The following is a 16,426-nucleotide window of genomic DNA, read 5'->3' as shown; positions in this document are numbered from 1 at the left end:
ACAAAGCTCGAGGGCCTAAGCCCGGTGCAGTACCGTGCTCAGGCCCTCGCGGCCTAGTCTCTTATTTAGCCAGTCCAACTTTCGGGGCCCAGTTCACGTTCGGGGCCGTTCCTATTTGGCGTGCGATAGGTAACGAGCCCCGGGTTGGGCTACTATCACTCGAACCCGCTTGGCGGTAGCGGAGACCAGAAACACGCGGCTCTCGTTGCAGGAGCATGCGGCGAAGCCAGTCGGAGCCAGCGCCAAGGGTCGGTGAAGGCCGCAGCCGCTCCAGTTGTGCGGAGAGACGGCGCAGCATGGGGCCTGCTCTACGGGTGTATGCCAAGCACTTCCTGGCCTGTTGAGGCTGCTAGCACGTTAGCGCTCAGCGCCTGCAATCTGCCCCGGCGGGGCCTTTCACTGGGCGCAAGTTCACCATGGCAGCGGTCACCCGCGGCGGGACTAGCGTGCGGCGATTGTCCCGCGTATCGTGCGGACCGTGCGGCGGCGCACCCGCACCGCGGCAGAGATGAGCGTTGAGTGCCGGACTAGAAGCTTGCGTGCCTGCCGGGATGAAGGATTGATTTTCAGGGCCCGTAGCGCGTATTGCCGTCCCAGGTTCCGGTGCTTCCACGGCAGGTGCCGTGCAGACTCACTGAGGGCAATCCAAGGTCGGGCCGACTTCCACTCCGTCAGTCCAAGTATCTGAATGAGCTGGGCAAACAAGGGTTTCGGCAAGTTCCTTCTAGCGGAGCGCAGCAGTTGACTCAATTCATGCGAGTCGGGTTTCGTGGAAATGAACCGTGCGGTCGAGGCCAACAGGTCAGGGAGTCCACGGGCAGCGAGAATATTGCCCGCCGGTTTTTTTGGGGTAGGAGCAGTTCCCGCATCAACCTCCACTGCAAAGGCGAGAGCCATGCGCCGGATGAACGCAGCAGCGTCGAACTGGGCGAGTCGATTCTCCAACGTCTCGTAATCGAGGTCTGCTTTTAAGACCCTGCCGATTGCTGTAAGAGCGGACTCGACGTTGTACTCGCTGAACTCCTCGTATCCATCGACACCACGAAGGATTTCGGCTGTTCCAACGCGCGAGGACGTCACGATCCGTGTCCCGGCCCGGACCGCTTCCAGCGCTGCCAACGGCATGGGGTCGTCGGCGCTCGAGAGAAAGAAAACATCGGCCTGGGCGAGCTTAGCTTCCAATTGAGGGCGAGAAAGTTCCCCCAACCACTCGACGCGCTCCGAGCGTTGGGTGCCTTCGTTTAATCTTGGTGTGAGCCGGCCCGCCCACTGAAAACTGTAGGGCAGTCCAAGCTCATGAGCTGCGTCGGCCACTTCTGAGAACAAGGCGACGCCTTTTCGTTCTTGGACTGTGCCGGCCATCATGACCGTGACGGTGTCCTCTCGATTCCAGTTAGCTCGCCGAGGGATCGAGCCGGTGAGGCCGGGAGTAGTATTTAACACCACTCGTGTCCTGGTCGCGCCCATGGCGCGGTACATAGCGGCCTGTCCTTCGGACACGCACAGCATTTCGAGATGGGGCAAGATTTCAAGCAGTTGCTGGTGCCGTTCCGGAACACGGGAGCTCTCGTAATCGAGGACCCACTGGGTTTCGTGGACGTACACAAGGATGCGTGTGCCGTTAGCCACCAAGTCGCCGACAATTTCCGAAAAAATCCTGCTTCGCCAGAACGGGGCGAGGCTGTTGACGAGCAGTACAGGGTGCTTCAGGAGTTCCGTTGCGAGTTCGCGGGACGAGAGATAGGCGCGCAGGTCGATCAAGCAGATCGAGCTCGCTTGTTCCGGGGCAAGCGTCTTGAACCCGGTTAGCAGCGGTATGGCTATCCCTGTGCGGTAGGAAAAGTCGTCCGCCACCACTGCGAGAGGCCCGCGGGGGAAAGGGAGTTCTCGGAGCAGCACTTCAGCCGCTGAACCGGTAGCCGGGGAGCTGATAATCTGTGCCGCTTTTCTTGGAGCCTTCGGCGACGCCCGCAGAATCTCCCTAACGATCACGCTTGCGGGGTCATCAGTCGTGGCGATGACTTCTTCAATCGGAGTTCCGCCAGAATTTGCCGGAAACACGCCGGTTGTGGTGTAGCGTTTGATGATTCGCGTGAGCTCACTGAGTCCTGCAACGTTGCGGATTAGAGGATGCTTAATGCGAGGGACGACCGGCTCAAGATCCGGGGAACTGACGAAGATTACCGGCGTTCGCTGCCGTACTGCGTCCGTGTAAATGGTCGAGTAGAACGTAACGATCGCTGCGGCCGCCGATTGGTCCTCGTCGGACTCCCAGCCCCGGGCCGTGGAGGCCAGACGATCACCGAACGTCTCGCCCAGCCACTGCAAATGCCTTGGCGAGCTGGAAGGGTGCGGCTTGACGGTCAGCTCGCCTACGGCCTCGAGCGTCTTGGCCACTTGCCGCAGGAGGAAGCGGTGACGCTGTTGAGTACATTTTCCTTGGTCAGACAACGCTTGGTCGGCTAGTACAAAACGAGGTACCTGGCTGAACGACTGTCGGAAGGGCTCCAGAAGTTCTGCCCCGGACTGGAAGCGACTGTCATCTGAGACGCCTAGTGCGCCGGCCACAACTAAGCGCGTATCCAAGCTTTCATCGCGGCCGCGTATGAAGTCTTCAGTTGTTTTTCCCCATACGCAGATGGCCGATGGGGAGGTGGAACCGTACGACCAGTTTTGGTCTCGCTTGTGTACAAACGCGCGCCTGAAATGGAAATGCAGATGGCCATCTTGGACCAAAACCGTGCCGGCTATGTCACGAACGGCTTCCATCACTCGCGACCCTCGTACAGAGCGGTCGTTGAACAACACAACTACATCAACGTCGTGGGCTCTGGTCCACTTCCGGAGTAGTTGGGGCAGATCGTCACGCCAGGCCGACGTGGCTTCGTGTCCCTCGAACAAGTTGTAAAGGGGGTGTACCGCTGCAACGTCCGCAAGACCTGCCCTGACCCAGTCGACAGTGACGTCGGTTGGATCTGCGACGAGGACCTTTGTCCGGGTACCAGCGGGCAGTTTCGACCAGATCCTGGCAGCCAAATGAACACCGTTTCGATTTTCAAGAAAAAAGGCGACGGTCCGATTCTTGGGAACGGATTCATTCATTAAGGCTGATCCTTTGGTCTGACTGAGGCGGTCTAACAATTTGCTTCCGTTTAAGAATGTTAGTGGACAGCAAATCCGCAGTGATAGTAGCACTGAGAGATAAACGCACCTTGCTGCAAGGTTCCGGCAGCGGACAAGTAACTCCAGAATGGCGCCACGTATCAGCGAAGCACGTGGGGTCAGTTCTGGGTATGGCCGAGTAGGGGTTAGGAGAATCACCGCATAGGACCCGAACGCCTGGGAGATGGGGTGTGCAAGCGTTCTCACCTTATTCGATTAATGTTAATGAAGAGTTCATTTTTTGAAGCATCGCCGCATCCTCCAAATATGGGCGGGAGTCTGACAATGGTATAGATGGTTGGGAAGAGGATCAGACATGGCGATGAAGGTATTCGACATAGGGCTTCCGGCATGAACGTATGTGTGCAGGTGTGATGCGCTTAATCCAGCGCAATACTCCGCGGCCCGCGCCAAGATATGAAACACGAGGTATTCGGAATGGAACTCGGGCGGCATCCGTTACCGTCGCAGCTGGCAGCTGAAGGGCTGCGGGGAATTCATCCCCAGGACTTGGCCGGAACACTAACGGTAGAAATTCCCGTGTCGCTCAACCGGTCTCGCATCGGTGGCAGCGTGACAATCGGCATGTTGACCTACGTCGGGCCGGGCAGCGAACTAAACAATGTTTCCCTGGGCCGCTTCTGCGCCCTGGCACCCAACGTGTTGATAGGGGCAGCCGAACATCCGACTGGGTGGCTGTCCGTCCATCCTTTTCAGTACAAAGGCACCCGCCAGTTCACAGGTCAGTCAGCATATGAGGAGATCGCGGCCGCGCTGTCATTCGACGATGGTAAAGGCCAAAGCCACATTGGCAATGACGTATGGATAGGTGAGGGAGCGGTGGTCCGCCGAGGCACGCGCATCGGTGATGGGGCGATCGTTGCAGCACGGGCGGTTGTCACCCACGACGTCGATCCCTACGCCATTGTGGCCGGTGTGCCGGCGCGTCAGGTTCGAAAGCGGTTTCCGGACGATCTCGTGGAGCGGCTATTGGCCCTGCGTTGGTGGGAATACGACCTTAAACCGGTCTCGAGCACGATGGACTTCAGCAACCCGAGAGCATGCATCCAACAGTTGGAAGAGATGATTGCAGCTGATCGGCTGAGGAAGAAAGCCGTATCTTCTTTCATTCTCCGCCGTGCCGGGAACGAATTCGTCCTCAATCCGGCCGCCTGAGCAGCGCCCAAGCGCGAGTCAGCAACCGGCGCCTTGCCCGTTTGCCTCACGGAATCCGGATCATGCCTTCCTGGGCGACGGTGGCGACGAGTTCGCCGTCCCGGTTGAAAATCTTGCCGACCGCGAGGCCGCGCGCGCCGGAGGCACTGGGGGAGGACTGGACGTAGAGCAGCCAGTCGTCCACCCGGACCGGCCGGTGCCACCACATGGCGTGGTCCAGGCTGGCGACGCTCATGCCCGGCGTGACCCAGCTGACGCCGTGCTGGCGCAGGATGGGTTCCAGCAGGGTGTAGTCGCTGCCGAAGGCCAGCGCGGCCCGGTGCAGGCCCTGGTCGTCGGGCAGCGGCCCTTTGGTCTTCATCCAGACGGCGTTGACCGCCTGCCGTTCGCCCTTGGCCTGGACATAGAGGGCGTCCTGGACATGGCGGACGTCGAACGGGCGGTGGTAGGCCATGTGCCGGGCCACCGGGTGGTCCACCTTGCCGAGCAGATCCGCGGTGCTCGGCAAGGTTTCCGGGTCCGGGATTCCGTCGGGGAAGTCTTCCTGGTGTTCGAGCCCCTCGGCCGGGGTCTGGAACGAGGCGATCATGGACAGGATCGGCACGCCGTTCTGATAGGCATGGGTGCGGCGGGCGGAGAACGAACGGCCGTCGCGTAGCTGTTCGACGCCGAAGGTAATCGGCAGGTCGGCGTCGCCGGCGCGCAGGAAGTACCCGTGCATGGAATGGATGGGCCGGTCCGGTTCCACCGTCCGCACGGCCGCGATGACGGACTGTGCCAGCACCTGGCCGCCAAAGACCCGGCCGCGCGGCTGCTTTTCGGAAACGCCGACGAAGATCTCCTCGTCCGTATTCGCGCCGTCGGCATCGGAGAGGTCCAACAGCTCCAGCAACACCGCCGTCGGATCGACGTGTTCCTCGATGGCGGTCATGTAGTCTCCTTGCCGATTACCCGCGGGTACGAACACCTCCGACAGTAGTTGGCACCGCTCAACCGCTCAACTCCGGGGCGCCCCCGCATGCCGGAGCACGCCGGTGAGCCGGCAGCGGGTTAGTTGCGGCTCCCGCGCTTTGAGAGGATGGCATCATGCCTACCGTTCCGCACCATGCCCCGAGGTTCCCGATCCAGCTGAGGTTCAGCGACATTGATTCCTACGGCCACGTGAACAATGTGACGTTCCTGGGCTATCTGGAAACGGCCCGGGTGCTGCTGCACCGGCTGCGGCCGGAGCTGCCTGCCGCCGCAGGCCACAATGCGGGTGCGACGCTGCGTGAACTGGGCGGCGCCGGAAACCAGACGCTCGTGGGACGGCAGGAAATCGAGTACCGGGTACCGCTGGACTACCGGGCCGAACCGGTCCACGTCGGCGTCTGGGTGACGAGGATCGGTTCTTCGAGCTTCGACCTGGGCTACGCCGTCGTTGATGCCGACGCCGGGGAGTCGGGCACCGTGCATGCGCTGGGCGCCTCGACCATGGTGCTGGTTGCTGCCGCGACGGGAAGGCCGGTGCCGCTGCCGGACGCGTACCGCGCCGCCTTACAGCTGTGGGCCGGACCGCCGGTTCCGTTCCGCAACAGTGCCGGCGCAGCCGGCACGAACGAAGAGGCCGCAGAATGACGTCCCCCGGAACACCCGTCCTGCAGCTGGCCGATGTCCAGGTCGCGGCCGACCTGAAGACCTTCGTCAGCCGGTCCCGTGCCGCCGGTGACGGCGCCATCCACCTGCAGGCCTTCGGCAGCGTGCTGGCCGCCTACGTGTGCATGATGCGGCCGCGGATTCTGGGCGAGGCGACGCCGACGATCCTGGGGCTGCGGGTCATGCCGCTGGCGGCGCCGGCCGCCGTCGAGGAGACCGTCACGCTGGCCTCGGTCGGAGATCGGCTGGCCAGGATGGGGAATGAGGAAACCGGCCTGGCCCTTCCGCCCACGACCGTGACGGAATCCTGGACGGGTGTGCTGCCGCCGCGGTCCGGGTGGGAACACATCGGCAGCCTGCAGGCCGAGGTGTTGGAGGAGGCTGCCCGGGACGGCATCCGGGAGATTTCCGAGGCGTTGCCGGACAGCCCCGGACAGCTCATCGTCAACAACGCGCGGAGCACCGTCTGGAGCCGGCCGCTGCCCGCGGCCGGCGGACTGCCGGAATCGGTGGAACTCCCGGCCGGGGCGGCGTTTGCCGCCCTAACGCTGGGCTTCCTCGACGGGAACCCGGCGGAGGTGTACCGGAACGGCCGCTGGCTGCGGCTCAGCACCGGGCGCGGCCACGTGCTGGTGCGCAGCGGCGCCTCGCTGTAGCGGGAGCCGGCCGCGTCGCAGGAGCAGGTCAGGCGCTGTTGACCATGGAGTGGGCGGCGCGCTCGAAGTAGTCCCAGAGCGTCTGCTCGTGCAGCGGCGGCAGTTCCAGGGCATCCACGGCGCGGCGCATGTGCTTGAGCCAACGGTCGCGGGCGTCGAAGTCCACCTTGAACGGCTGGTGCCGCATCCGCAGCCGCGGGTGGCCACGCTGTTCGCTGTAGGTTCCGGGGCCGCCCCAGTACTGTTCCAGGAACATCCGCATCCGGACCTTGGCCGGCCCGAGGTCCTCTTCGGGGTACATCTGGCGCAGCACGTCGTCCTCTGCGATCCCGTCGTAGAAGACATCCACGAGTTTCACGAACGTCTCGTGCCCGCCGACGGCGTCGTAGAAGTTGTCCGTGTACGAGGGCTGCTTGAACGCGTTCGCGGCGGCCGGAGCCGGGGTCAGGGTGGCCAGCGGCTGGCCGAAACGGGACGGAAGGGCCGCGGCGTCGGCCGGCTGCGCCGCACCGGGGCGCGCGGCGGGATGTCCGGGGGTTTGGGGTGTTTCGCTCATTGATGGTCTCTGTTCGCTGATGCTGTCTTGCACCATTGTCTCAGCCCGCGACGACCCGGGGTTCGTGGTGGACGGGGAAGTTCACGCTGCGCGCAATGAAGCAGACCTTGTTGGCATCCGCATGGAGCCGCTGGGCGAGTTCGGCCTGGCCCGGATCGCCGATCACCACCCTGGGCCGCAGCGTCACGGACGTGAATTCGCCGCTGCCGTCACGGTTTAGGCGCAAGGTGCCCTCGGCGTCGTCGTCGTAGGCCGTCACCACCAGCCCGTTCTTCACCGCGACGTGCAGGTAGGAGAGCATGTGGCACTGGGACAGGGCCGTGAGCAGCAGCTGTTCCGGGTTCCAGCGGTCCTTGTCGCCGTGGAAGGTGGGGTCGGCGGTGCCCGCCAGCTCCGGCAGCCCTGCCGCGCGCACGACGTGGTCCCGCCCGTAGCCGCGGTAGCTGGCGGTGCCTTCGCCGCGGTTGCCGGTCCAGTGGAGGGAAACTGCGTAACGGTGCTCGGAAAGGTTCATGCCGCCATTAAACCCCGTGCTCCCGCAGACCGGCGGTACCGGCCGGTTGCACCTACCCGCAGATCGCCTCTGCCGGGCCCAGCCGTCTCAGCGGCAGGCGGTGATTTCGTAGAGCGCCGCGGTGCCGTGGGACGCGATCAGGCGGAAGCCGCGGGAGAAGTCGATGTCTTGGAATCCCGGCCATTGGTGTTTTTCGCTGTGTTGGTAGCCGCGGATCGGCTGGTCGTCGTACAGGTGGGTGGCACCGGTGCTGTGCAGCGCGCCGCAGACCTGCGGATCGGACCCGATGTCGCGGAAATGGTGCCGCAGGTAGTCCTTGTCCGCGCTGCCGGCGCTGCTGACGTTCTGGAAATAGACGGTCCGGTGGCCCGTGAGGGAGTAGATGTAGGGCAGGCCGTTGAAGGGATCGCCGATGACGATCGCGTCGTCGGGCAGCAGCGGTTCCAGGGAGTTGATGAACTCCTGCTCGTCGCCCATCAGCGCGCGCCCGTCGCGGTGCTCGGTGATGCCGTAGCGGATGGAGGCCGCCTCCACCCGGACGTCGTGCCGGAAGCCGCCGGAGGTCACGAAGACGGCGGCCAGCACGGCAAACGCCAGCGCCGCGGCCACCGCTTGACGCGTAGCGGCCGGATTGCCTTTCCGGATTAGCCCGGCCGGCAGCGTGCACAGCCGCTCCAGGGCCAGGGCAGCGAAGACGATGCCGAAAGTGTGGACCAGCGGGGCGATCCGCGGCGGGTCGGTGTACCAGAAGCCGCTGAGCCAGCGGAAGGGGCGCTCTTCCGGGCCGGCCGCGAGGATGAAGAGCACGACGGCGGCCGCCATGCCCGCAACGGCCGGCCGGGCGCGGGGGATGAAGCAGGCCCACACGGTTCCGGCCGCCATGAGGAGCCCGACGACGACGGCGTAGCTCTCCGGGGTGGCGTCGTCGCTGTCCGGTTGGCGCGGCAGGTCGAAAAACAGCCACGCGAGGGCGTCGGCCCAGCCCGCAGTCGACCCGCGTGGATAGGACAGGACGGCGGCCACGAGGGTGGAGGTGGCGAGGACGAACGCGGCGGCAGCCGCCGCGGCCGCCAGCAGGCCCGCCGCCGCGTAGAAAAGCGCGCGGCGGCTCCGCCAGAGCCGGGCCAGGCGGAGCACGACGAAGCGGCCCAGGTAGAACCCGCCGAGCACCAGCAGGCTGCCGACGGCGGAGGGGTGGATCCATGTCGCGCCCAACGCGACCACCGCGAGTGCGGTGAGATCCGCCGTCGTCCTTCGCCGTGCGCTGCGGGACGGGGAACCTTCGTGGGCCACGGCCCCGGTGCCGGGCCCAACCCGGGCCGGGGCGCTGTCCGCGGCCTCCGCCCCGGCGGGCAGCCGGTACTGCAGTTCGATGCCGAGCGCGAGGATGGCCGGCAGCAGCGCGGCCGCGAAGCCGTTGGGCCACTGGCCGGCACGGAACATCTGGACAACCGGGAAGGCCAGCATGGAGGAAGCTATCACCGGCGCGATGACCCATACGAGCGGCCGGGCTGGGAACAGCGCGCGGGCCAGCAGGGCCAGGGCGGCCGGCCACATCAGGGCGCCGATGACCAGGCAGGCCAGGTTCCCCGCCGTCACCACGTCGCCCGGGACCAGCGACACCATCGCGTGCCAGCCGGCGGGATAGAACGACGGCGGCGCCCCGCCGAAGATCGGCCAGATGCTCCATGGGCTGGCCTGGCCGTTGTCCTTGATCCATTGCAGGACGTTCACGTGGTAGGTCGGGTCCCAGCCCTGAGAGACGCGGTGGATCGAGCCCATCGCCTCGAGCATGACCCGGCCCAGAATCAGGGCCGTGATGGCCAGCGACGCCGCCAGCAGCCAGGCGGTCGCGCGCGGGACGGCGAGCCGCGCCGCGGGTGGGGGAGCGATGGCCTGCCCGAGGAGCCAGCACCCGCCGATGCCGAGCGCCGCCAGCAGGATGGCCGAGAGCAGGTTCCAGCGCACGCCGGCCGCCAGGCAAACCATGGTTCCGACGGCCGCCAGCGCCGTCCCGGCGGCCGGGGCCAACACGAGGGAGCGGACGGCGGGCTGGCGCAGCGCCCGGAGGGCTAGGAAGCCGGGAAGGTAGAAGACAGCGAGCATGACAGCCAGCTGTCCGGCAACTGCCATGAGGACTCCCTTGCGCCACCAACCGTTGTGGAATTGTAGATCCGGGGGCGGGCCGTGCAGTACTCCCGCCGCGTGTTCATGGAACCGTAGGGGCGGCAGATGTCGCGGTGGTGAACGGCGGGGGAACGCCTGAACGGCGCTGCCCGCCGGAACGAGTGTGTTCCGGCGGGCAGCTATGCGTTGAGGGCGCGGGTTACCGGTCGGCGGCCTGGGCCTTCAGGGCGCGGACGACGCCGTCCTTGTTTTCCAGCACCAGCCGGCGCAGGGCGGGGGAGCGGTCCGCCAGGGACTCCAACCAGGCGTCCGTGGCGTCCACGGTGGCCTGCGTGGACAGCTGCGACGGATACAGGCCGACGACGATCTGCTGCGAGAGTTCGTGCGTGCGGGTGTTCCAGATGTCTTCGATGGCGTCGAAGTACTTCGCGGCGTAGGGCTCTAGCAGCGTAATGTCATGCACGCGGGTGAAGCCGGCGATGACCGACTGCTGGGTGGCGTTGGGCAGTTCGCCCTTGACGACGACGGACTCCCAGGCCGCCGCCTTCGCCTCGGCGGTGGGGATGGCGGCCTGCGCCAGGGCGGCGGCGCGCTGCCCGGTGGCGGTCTGGTCCCGCTCGAGTTCGGCATCGATCTCGGCCTGGCCGAACCGGCCGCCGGCCACCAGCGAGGTGAGCAGTTCCCAGCGCAGGTCGGCGTCCACGGTCAGCCCCTCCAGCGTGCGCTCGCCGGAGAGCAGCGCGGCCACGGCGTCCAGCTGCCCGCCGGTCTGGGCATGCACGGCGAAGGCCTTGGCGAACTGCAGCTGCGAGTCGGAACCCGCGGCCGCCTCTCCGGCCAGTTCCCAGAGCCGGTCGGCGGCGGCGATGGTCAGCCGCTGGCGGTCGTCCGGGTTCACGTAGAAGGTCAGCGTGGTGGCCAGTTGCCGCAGCAGCACCAGGACGACGGAAGAGTCCGTCTCGTAGGCGATGTTGTTCAGCACCAGCTCCACGTATTCGCGGGCCGGGGTCTCGCCGTCGCGGGTGGCGTCCCAGGCCGAGCCGAGCACCAGGGTGCGCGGCAGCGACGCGGTGAAGTCCTTCACGTGGCGTTTGGAGGTGGCCAGGGACACGTCGTCCAGCCGGATCTTGGCGTAGGCCAGGTCGTCGTCGTTGAGCAGCACCAGCGCCGGACGGGCCAGGCCGGCCAGCTGCGGCACCTCGGTGCGCTCGCCGTCAACATCGAGTTCCTCGCGGTGGGTGCGCACCAGCTTGCCGGCGTCGTCCAGGTTGTAGAAGCCGACGGCGAGCCGGTGCGGGCGGATGGTCGGGTAGCCGTCCGGCGCGGTCTGGAGGATGGCGAACGCGGTGATGGCGCCGTCGTCGTCGGTGGAGATCTCCGCGCGCAGGGTGTTCACGCCGGCGGTCTCCAGCCACTTGGCGGACCAGTCCTTCAGGTCCCGGCCGCTGGAGGTTTCCAGTTCGCCCAGCAGGTCGGCCAGCTCGGTGTTGCCCCAGGCGTGCTTGCCGAAGTACTCGCGGACGCCGGCCATGAACTCCTCCTGGCCCACCCAGGCCACCAGCTGGCGGAGCACGGAGGCGCCCTTGGCGTAGGTGATGCCGTCGAAGTTGACCTGCACGTCCTCCAGGTCCTTGATCTCCGCGGTGATCGGGTGGGTGGAGGGCAGCTGGTCCTGCCGGTAGGCCCAGGACTTCTCCATTGACGCGAAGGTGGTCCAGGCGTTCTTGTACGCGGTGGCCTCGGCGGCGGCCAACGTGGACATGAATTCGGCGAAGGACTCGTTCAGCCACAGGTCGTTCCACCAGCGCATGGTCACCAGGTCGCCGAACCACATGTGCGCCAGTTCGTGCAGCACGGTGATGGCCCGGCGCTCCACCATGGCGTCGGTGGGGCGGGAGCGGAACACGTAGTTTTCAAGGAAGGTGACCGCGCCGGCGTTCTCCATGGCGCCGGCGTTGAACTCCGGCACAAACAGCTGGTCGTACTTCTCGAAGGGGTACGGGGTGCCGAACTGCTGCTCGTAGAACTCGAAGCCCTGCCGGGTGAGGGTGAAGATGTTTTCCGCGTCCATGTACTGCATCAGCGACTTGCGGGCGAACACGCCCAGCGGGATGGTGCGGCCGTCGGAACTGGTCAGCTCGCTGCGCACGGACTGGTACGGGCCGGCGATCAGCGCGGTGATGTAGGAGGAGATCCGCGGGGTGGGCTCGAACGCCCAGGTGGCGGACGCACCGCCGTCGTCGGTGGATCCGACGTGCCGGGGCGCCGGGGTGGGGGAGTTGGAGATGACATCCCAGTGCGACGGCGCGGTGACGGTGAAGCGGAAGGCCGCCTTCAGGTCCGGCTGCTCGAAGACGGCGAACATGCGCCGCGAATCCGGCACCTCGAACTGGCTGTAGAGGTAGACCTCGTTGTCCACCGGGTCCACGAAGCGGTGCAGGCCCTCGCCGGTGTTCATGTAGAGCGCGTCGGCGTCGATCTCCAGCACGTTGTGCTCGGCCAGGTCCGGCAGCTGGATGCGCACGCCGTCGGAGACCTCGGCCGGATCCAGCGACTTGCCGTTGAGCGTGACCGAGCGGACGGTGTCCGTGACCGCGTCGATGAACGTGGAGCCGCCCGGAGTGGCGGTGAAGGTGACCACGGTGCGCGAGCCGAACACCTTGTCGCCGCGGGTGAGGTCCAGGGTGACGTCGTACGACTCCACGCGGAGCAGTTCGGCGCGGGCGCGCGCTTCGTCACGGGTGAGATTCAAACCTGGCAAGTTCGCCTCCAGAAGTACTTAGTGCCCCGGCTGCGCGGGACCGGACGGGTGTGCGTGGCGGGGCGCGATATGAAACAACCCTTGCACAATGTGGCCATTGTCTCACCGCAGCGGGGTAGCGCGCAGCAGTTGCGGCGAGAAAGGCGAATAGTTGCGGCCGGAGACGCCGGCGCGGCCGACCCGGCCGGCGTCGGAGTCCCGGCGGTCGCGGCGCCGGCGCCGAGCCGGGTGCCCACAGCGGCTAGCCACCCGCGAGGACCTTGGTCCACGCCGAGACATAACCGGATTCGTCGAAGCGTTGCAGGGTTTCGCGGCTGGATCGGGCGAACCGCGAGCGCAGTTCCGGGTCGCGCATCAGCGCCAGGATGCCGTCGGCCAGCGCCTGCCGGTCGCCGAAGGGCACCAGGAAGCCGTTCTCGCCGTGCCGGATGACGTCGCGGGGGCCGTAGTTGGCGTCGTAGGCGGCGACCGGCACGCCGTAGGACATGCTCTCCAGCAGGATCAGGGGGAAGCCCTCCGACGCCGACGTCAGCACCGTGGCGCAGGCGGTGGCGTAGATGTCCGACGGGCTGTTCGTGAACGACGGGAAGCTGACCGCGGCGCCGACGCCCAGTTCGTCGATGAGCGCCCGGACAGCTCCTTCCTCCTCGTCGCCGTAGCCGAAGCCGAAGACCTCCAGCCGGGCCTGCGGGTTGCCCTCGCGCACCATTGCGAAGACCCGGAGCGCCTCGTCCACCCGTTTCTTCGGGTGCAGCCGGGCCACCATCACCAGCCGGTCCGGGTCGGTGGCGTGGCCGGCGGCCGGCTGCTCCGGCGGCGCCAGCTGGCCGATGGTGTGGAGCCGGTCGGCGTGGCCGAACTCAGCGGCGATGTCTTCGTGCTGCGCATCGGTGTGCAGCACCACCCCGTCCCAGGCGTCCAGGTTGTCCAACAGCCGGCGCCAGTTGCGGCTGACACCGGATCCAACCACGTACGGCGGCTCCAGGTGGTTGCTGTGCACGGCGGCGATGCGCCGCAGGTTCGGATGCCTGACGCTGCCGACTACATCGTCCAGGTTCCGGCCGGGCAGGTTATTCAGGTTCTCCCGGAATTCCGAGGTCAGCACCGGCGCGTCTTCGCCGGCCAGTAGGTGTTCGAAGGCGTGCCGGTAGAGCTCGCCCGGGTCCGCAAAGGTGAGGGCATCGCCGTCGTCGCGGGCCACGCCGTCGAACAGGTAGCTGCGCCCCCACTTGGGCGAGCCGGGATGGTGCGTGATGGTCAGGAAGCAGCGGCCGTCGCGGCCGATCAGGCGCTGGGCGGTGGGCGTCTTGGACGCCTCCTGGAAATGCTGGACCAGCACCAGGCGGCCCTGTTCGTCCATCTCCTCCCGGCGAAGCCGCGCGCGGTTGGGGGCCAGTTGTTCGACGGCGGCCACTGTGCCTTCGGGGTGGAACCGCACGTAGCAGTCCTGAACCCCGTCGCGGAAGTACCCGAAGGCCAGGCCGGAGTCGCCCACCGGCACGATGTCGTAGTCGTCCTCGGGCGGAGGCCGGACCGGTTGGCGGGTATCCGTCTCGGGGCTCGGATCCAGCCCGTACAGGACGCTGCGGACCCCGACATCCGGATGCAGATGGCCGTCCGCCTTGAGGCCGGCCATATCGCTGGCGAGCCGGTGCTGCAGGCCCAACACCTCGATCCAGATCTGTTCGGCCGCACCGTTCTCGGCCAAGGTGCTGGCCCGGGTGCGCACCGCCTTGACCAGGCCGCCGCGCTTGAGCGCCAGGGTGTTGACGGGAAAGTGGACGGTGAGCGGCACGATGGCATCCTGTCGTCAGGGATGCCGCCATTGTTCCGGCCCGCCGCGCGCTAGTAAAGGGGCGGACGACGGCGGATGGCCGCCGCGCCGGCCACGCGGGCGGCGCACCCTTGGGCGCGGCACCGCCCGGTCAGCTTTGGGCGCCGAACCGTGCCGTCGGTCAGCCCTGCGCGGCCGCCACGGTGAGGTCGCGTTGCTCGGCGGCGATCTCCAGCAGCCGTTCGGCCAGGCTCAGGGCCGCGCCCGGGGCGTCCCGACGCAGGCGCGCATAGCCGTCGGGCGTGAGGACCTCCACGCAGACCTTCCCCTCGGCGCGCAGCTGGGTGCGGGATGGAGTGCCGCCGAGGCCCCCGAAGCTGGTTCCGGCGGTGAAATACCGGACGGCGTGATCGTCCTCGGCGGTTTGATCGTCCCCTGAGGCGTCGGCGGCCGTGCGTGCCTGGCCCTCCATGACCAGGACCAGGCCCGGGTGTGGTCCGCCCGCGGTAACGACGGCCGCCCCGTCGTCGTACGTGCGCCGCTCCAGGTATGCCCCGAGCATCTCGCGCTCGCCGGCGGGCAGGGTCGCCGCCACCGGGTGGTCCTGCAACTGCAGCCGTCCGCCGGTCGCCGGCAGTCCTCCGTGCCGGCCGATGAGGCGGTCTTCGCACCACCGGGCGGCGGCGTCCGGGGACGGGAACGCCAGGGGCCGGTCCTCCGTGCCGGCCTCTTCCGCGGACAGCAATCCGGCCGGGTCCACGAAGACCAGCAGGCAGGGAACCGAGGTTTCCTGCAGCCGGAGGAACATGGTCTTGGTGCGGCTGCCGAGCTCGTCCAGCCGGCTGATGTCGATCACCAACACCTCGTGCGCGGCGGCCAGTTCGGCGGCCATCCGGATGACCGTTTCAGCCTCGGGAAAGAGCATGTCGCCGTGGACCTCGAGGAATCGCACCGTGTGGCCGTGTTCGGCCAGCACGGCCAGCTCCCGCGTCGGGCGAACGCGCGGTGAGGGTTTCCCGGCCAGTGTGTAGTCGGCGCGGATCGTGGACCGGGCGCTGCGTGCCGCGTGGATGAAGTGCAGTCCCAGCTCGGCCGACAGCTTGCGGCAGGCCTCGGTGCCGCGGACGCTGTTGCCGTGCTGGTCGAGCCGCGGCGAAAAGACGGCGAGCCCCAGCTGGCCGGGCAGCACCGCCAGGATGCCGCCGCTGACCCCGCTCTTGGCCGGGAGGCCGATGCCCGCCACCCAGTCCCCGGCGTCGTTGTACATGCCGCAGGTCGTCATCACGCTGAGCACGTGCTCGGCGATCCGGGGTGTCAGGACCTCCTGACGGGTGATCGGGTTGACTCCGCGGTTGGCCAGAGTCGCTGCCATGATCCCCAGGTCGCGGCAGGTGACGCTGAGGGAGTTCTGCCGGAAGTACAGGTCCAGGGCGGCCTCGGTGTCGTGCTCGATCACGCCCTGGCTCTTCAGCAGGTAGGCGAGGGCCCGGTTGCGGTCGCCCGTACGGAGCGCGGACCGGTACACCGTCTGGTTCATGCCCAGGTCGCGTCCGGCGCAGGCCGAATAAATCAGGCGGAGCTGCTCGAAGGCTTCGTCACCGTAGCGGTCGGCCACCAGGGACGAGGCGGCGATGGCCCCGGCGTTGATCAGCGCGTTGCGCGGCCGCCCGGTATCCGCTTCCAGGCTGATCTCGTTGTACGCGTCCCCGGAGGGCTCCACATCGATCTTCTCGCGCACGTCCTCGAAGCCGTGCCCGGCCAGCGCCATGGCATAGGTGAAGGGCTTGGAGATCGACTGGATGGAAAATTCGGACCGCGTATCGCCGGCCTCGTAGGTGCATCCGTCGGCCATCGTCATGCTCAGCGCGAGCAGATCCGGATCCTCGACCCCGAGCTCTTCCGGGTCGCCGGCCAGCGACCCCTCGGTGTTGCCGGCGAGGCCGGCAAGGACGGACTCAAGGTAGTCACTGATTACTGGCTCCATAGGGGCACACTATCGACGGCGGCCGGGGCCCGACAGGGGCCCGGCGCCGGAATCCGTTCCGGCCGCACCGCTCCAGTAGGC

11 protein-coding genes are annotated in these 16,426 nt (G+C 67.0%); 3 read left to right on the top strand and 8 right to left on the bottom strand.

Annotation, left to right across the window (positions count from 1 at the left end; translation table 11 throughout):
• Positions 1 to 441: 441 nt before the first annotated feature.
• Positions 442 to 3,102, bottom strand: coding sequence for a glycosyltransferase family 4 protein (locus AC5RVG_RS12905; RefSeq protein ID WP_494014117.1), 2,661 nt, complete (start codon positions 3,100 to 3,102; stop codon positions 442 to 444).
• Between the two features lie 498 nt (positions 3,103 to 3,600).
• Here AC5RVG_RS12905 and AC5RVG_RS12900 point away from each other — a divergent pair, with 498 nt between their 5' ends.
• A complete protein-coding gene (locus AC5RVG_RS12900) occupies positions 3,601 to 4,338 on the top strand; it encodes a CatB-related O-acetyltransferase (protein WP_494014116.1) in 738 nt (245 codons plus the stop codon).
• Positions 4,339 to 4,384: 46 nt separating this feature from the next.
• On the opposite strand, the gene AC5RVG_RS12895 is transcribed toward AC5RVG_RS12900, so the two are convergent.
• Positions 4,385 to 5,269, bottom strand: a complete 885-nt coding sequence (locus AC5RVG_RS12895; protein ID WP_494014115.1) for an acyl-CoA thioesterase — start codon at positions 5,267 to 5,269, stop codon at positions 4,385 to 4,387.
• Positions 5,270 to 5,424: 155 nt separating this feature from the next.
• Here AC5RVG_RS12895 and AC5RVG_RS12890 point away from each other — a divergent pair, with 155 nt between their 5' ends.
• Together AC5RVG_RS12890 and AC5RVG_RS12885 are read left to right on the top strand one after the other, a co-directional pair.
• The gene (locus tag AC5RVG_RS12890) at positions 5,425 to 5,955 is read left to right on the top strand and encodes an acyl-CoA thioesterase (protein ID WP_494014114.1); all 531 of its coding nucleotides are present in this window, start codon (positions 5,425 to 5,427) and stop codon (positions 5,953 to 5,955) included.
• On the top strand, positions 5,952 to 6,629 hold the full coding sequence (locus AC5RVG_RS12885) for a DUF8185 domain-containing protein (RefSeq protein ID WP_494014113.1): 678 nt from the start codon (positions 5,952 to 5,954) through the stop codon (positions 6,627 to 6,629). Before AC5RVG_RS12890 ends, AC5RVG_RS12885 begins: the two co-directional genes overlap by 4 nt.
• A gap of 28 nt (positions 6,630 to 6,657) precedes the next feature.
• Here the strand turns inward: AC5RVG_RS12885 and AC5RVG_RS12880 are convergent, their stop codons facing one another.
• The 6 genes from AC5RVG_RS12880 to glsA form a co-directional block, all read right to left on the bottom strand.
• A complete protein-coding gene (locus AC5RVG_RS12880; RefSeq protein ID WP_494014112.1) occupies positions 6,658 to 7,185 on the bottom strand; it encodes a globin in 528 nt (175 codons plus the stop codon).
• 40 nt (positions 7,186 to 7,225) lie between these two features.
• A complete protein-coding gene (locus AC5RVG_RS12875; RefSeq protein ID WP_494014111.1) occupies positions 7,226 to 7,699 on the bottom strand; it encodes an OsmC family protein in 474 nt (157 codons plus the stop codon).
• Positions 7,700 to 7,786: 87 nt separating this feature from the next.
• Positions 7,787 to 9,832: a DUF6541 family protein gene (locus AC5RVG_RS12870; RefSeq protein WP_494014110.1), complete on the bottom strand. Its 2,046-nt coding sequence runs from the start codon at positions 9,830 to 9,832 to the stop codon at positions 7,787 to 7,789.
• A gap of 193 nt (positions 9,833 to 10,025) precedes the next feature.
• On the bottom strand, positions 10,026 to 12,578 hold the full coding sequence (pepN, locus tag AC5RVG_RS12865) for an aminopeptidase N (RefSeq protein ID WP_494014139.1): 2,553 nt from the start codon (positions 12,576 to 12,578) through the stop codon (positions 10,026 to 10,028).
• 250 nt (positions 12,579 to 12,828) lie between these two features.
• Positions 12,829 to 14,382, bottom strand: a complete 1,554-nt coding sequence (locus tag AC5RVG_RS12860) for a glycosyltransferase (protein WP_494014109.1) — start codon at positions 14,380 to 14,382, stop codon at positions 12,829 to 12,831.
• A gap of 160 nt (positions 14,383 to 14,542) precedes the next feature.
• Positions 14,543 to 16,345 carry a glutaminase A gene (gene glsA / locus AC5RVG_RS12855; RefSeq protein ID WP_494014108.1) on the bottom strand — a complete coding sequence of 601 codons (1,803 nt, stop codon included), beginning with the start codon at positions 16,343 to 16,345 and terminating at the stop codon, positions 14,543 to 14,545.
• Positions 16,346 to 16,426 lie beyond the last annotated feature (81 nt).

Source organism: Arthrobacter senegalensis (assembly GCF_059091765.1).
Note: the sequence above shows the minus strand (reverse complement) of the source record. Positions and strands in the feature narration are given on the sequence as shown.

What these genes read in the sequence shown, in the direction of transcription:
- AC5RVG_RS12905 (WP_494014117.1), bottom strand. Translation starts at nt 3,102, where the DNA reads ATGAATGAATCCGTTCCCAAGAATCGGACCGTCGCCTTTTTTCTTGAA.
- AC5RVG_RS12900 (WP_494014116.1), top strand. Translation starts at nt 3,601, where the DNA reads ATGGAACTCGGGCGGCATCCGTTACCGTCGCAGCTGGCAGCTGAAGGG.
- AC5RVG_RS12895 (WP_494014115.1), bottom strand. Translation starts at nt 5,269, where the DNA reads ATGACCGCCATCGAGGAACACGTCGATCCGACGGCGGTGTTGCTGGAG.
- AC5RVG_RS12890 (WP_494014114.1), top strand. Translation starts at nt 5,425, where the DNA reads ATGCCTACCGTTCCGCACCATGCCCCGAGGTTCCCGATCCAGCTGAGG.
- AC5RVG_RS12885 (WP_494014113.1), top strand. Translation starts at nt 5,952, where the DNA reads ATGACGTCCCCCGGAACACCCGTCCTGCAGCTGGCCGATGTCCAGGTC.
- AC5RVG_RS12880 (WP_494014112.1), bottom strand. Translation starts at nt 7,185, where the DNA reads ATGAGCGAAACACCCCAAACCCCCGGACATCCCGCCGCGCGCCCCGGT.
- AC5RVG_RS12875 (WP_494014111.1), bottom strand. Translation starts at nt 7,699, where the DNA reads ATGAACCTTTCCGAGCACCGTTACGCAGTTTCCCTCCACTGGACCGGC.
- AC5RVG_RS12870 (WP_494014110.1), bottom strand. Translation starts at nt 9,832, where the DNA reads ATGGCAGTTGCCGGACAGCTGGCTGTCATGCTCGCTGTCTTCTACCTT.
- glsA (WP_494014108.1), bottom strand. Translation starts at nt 16,345, where the DNA reads ATGGAGCCAGTAATCAGTGACTACCTTGAGTCCGTCCTTGCCGGCCTC.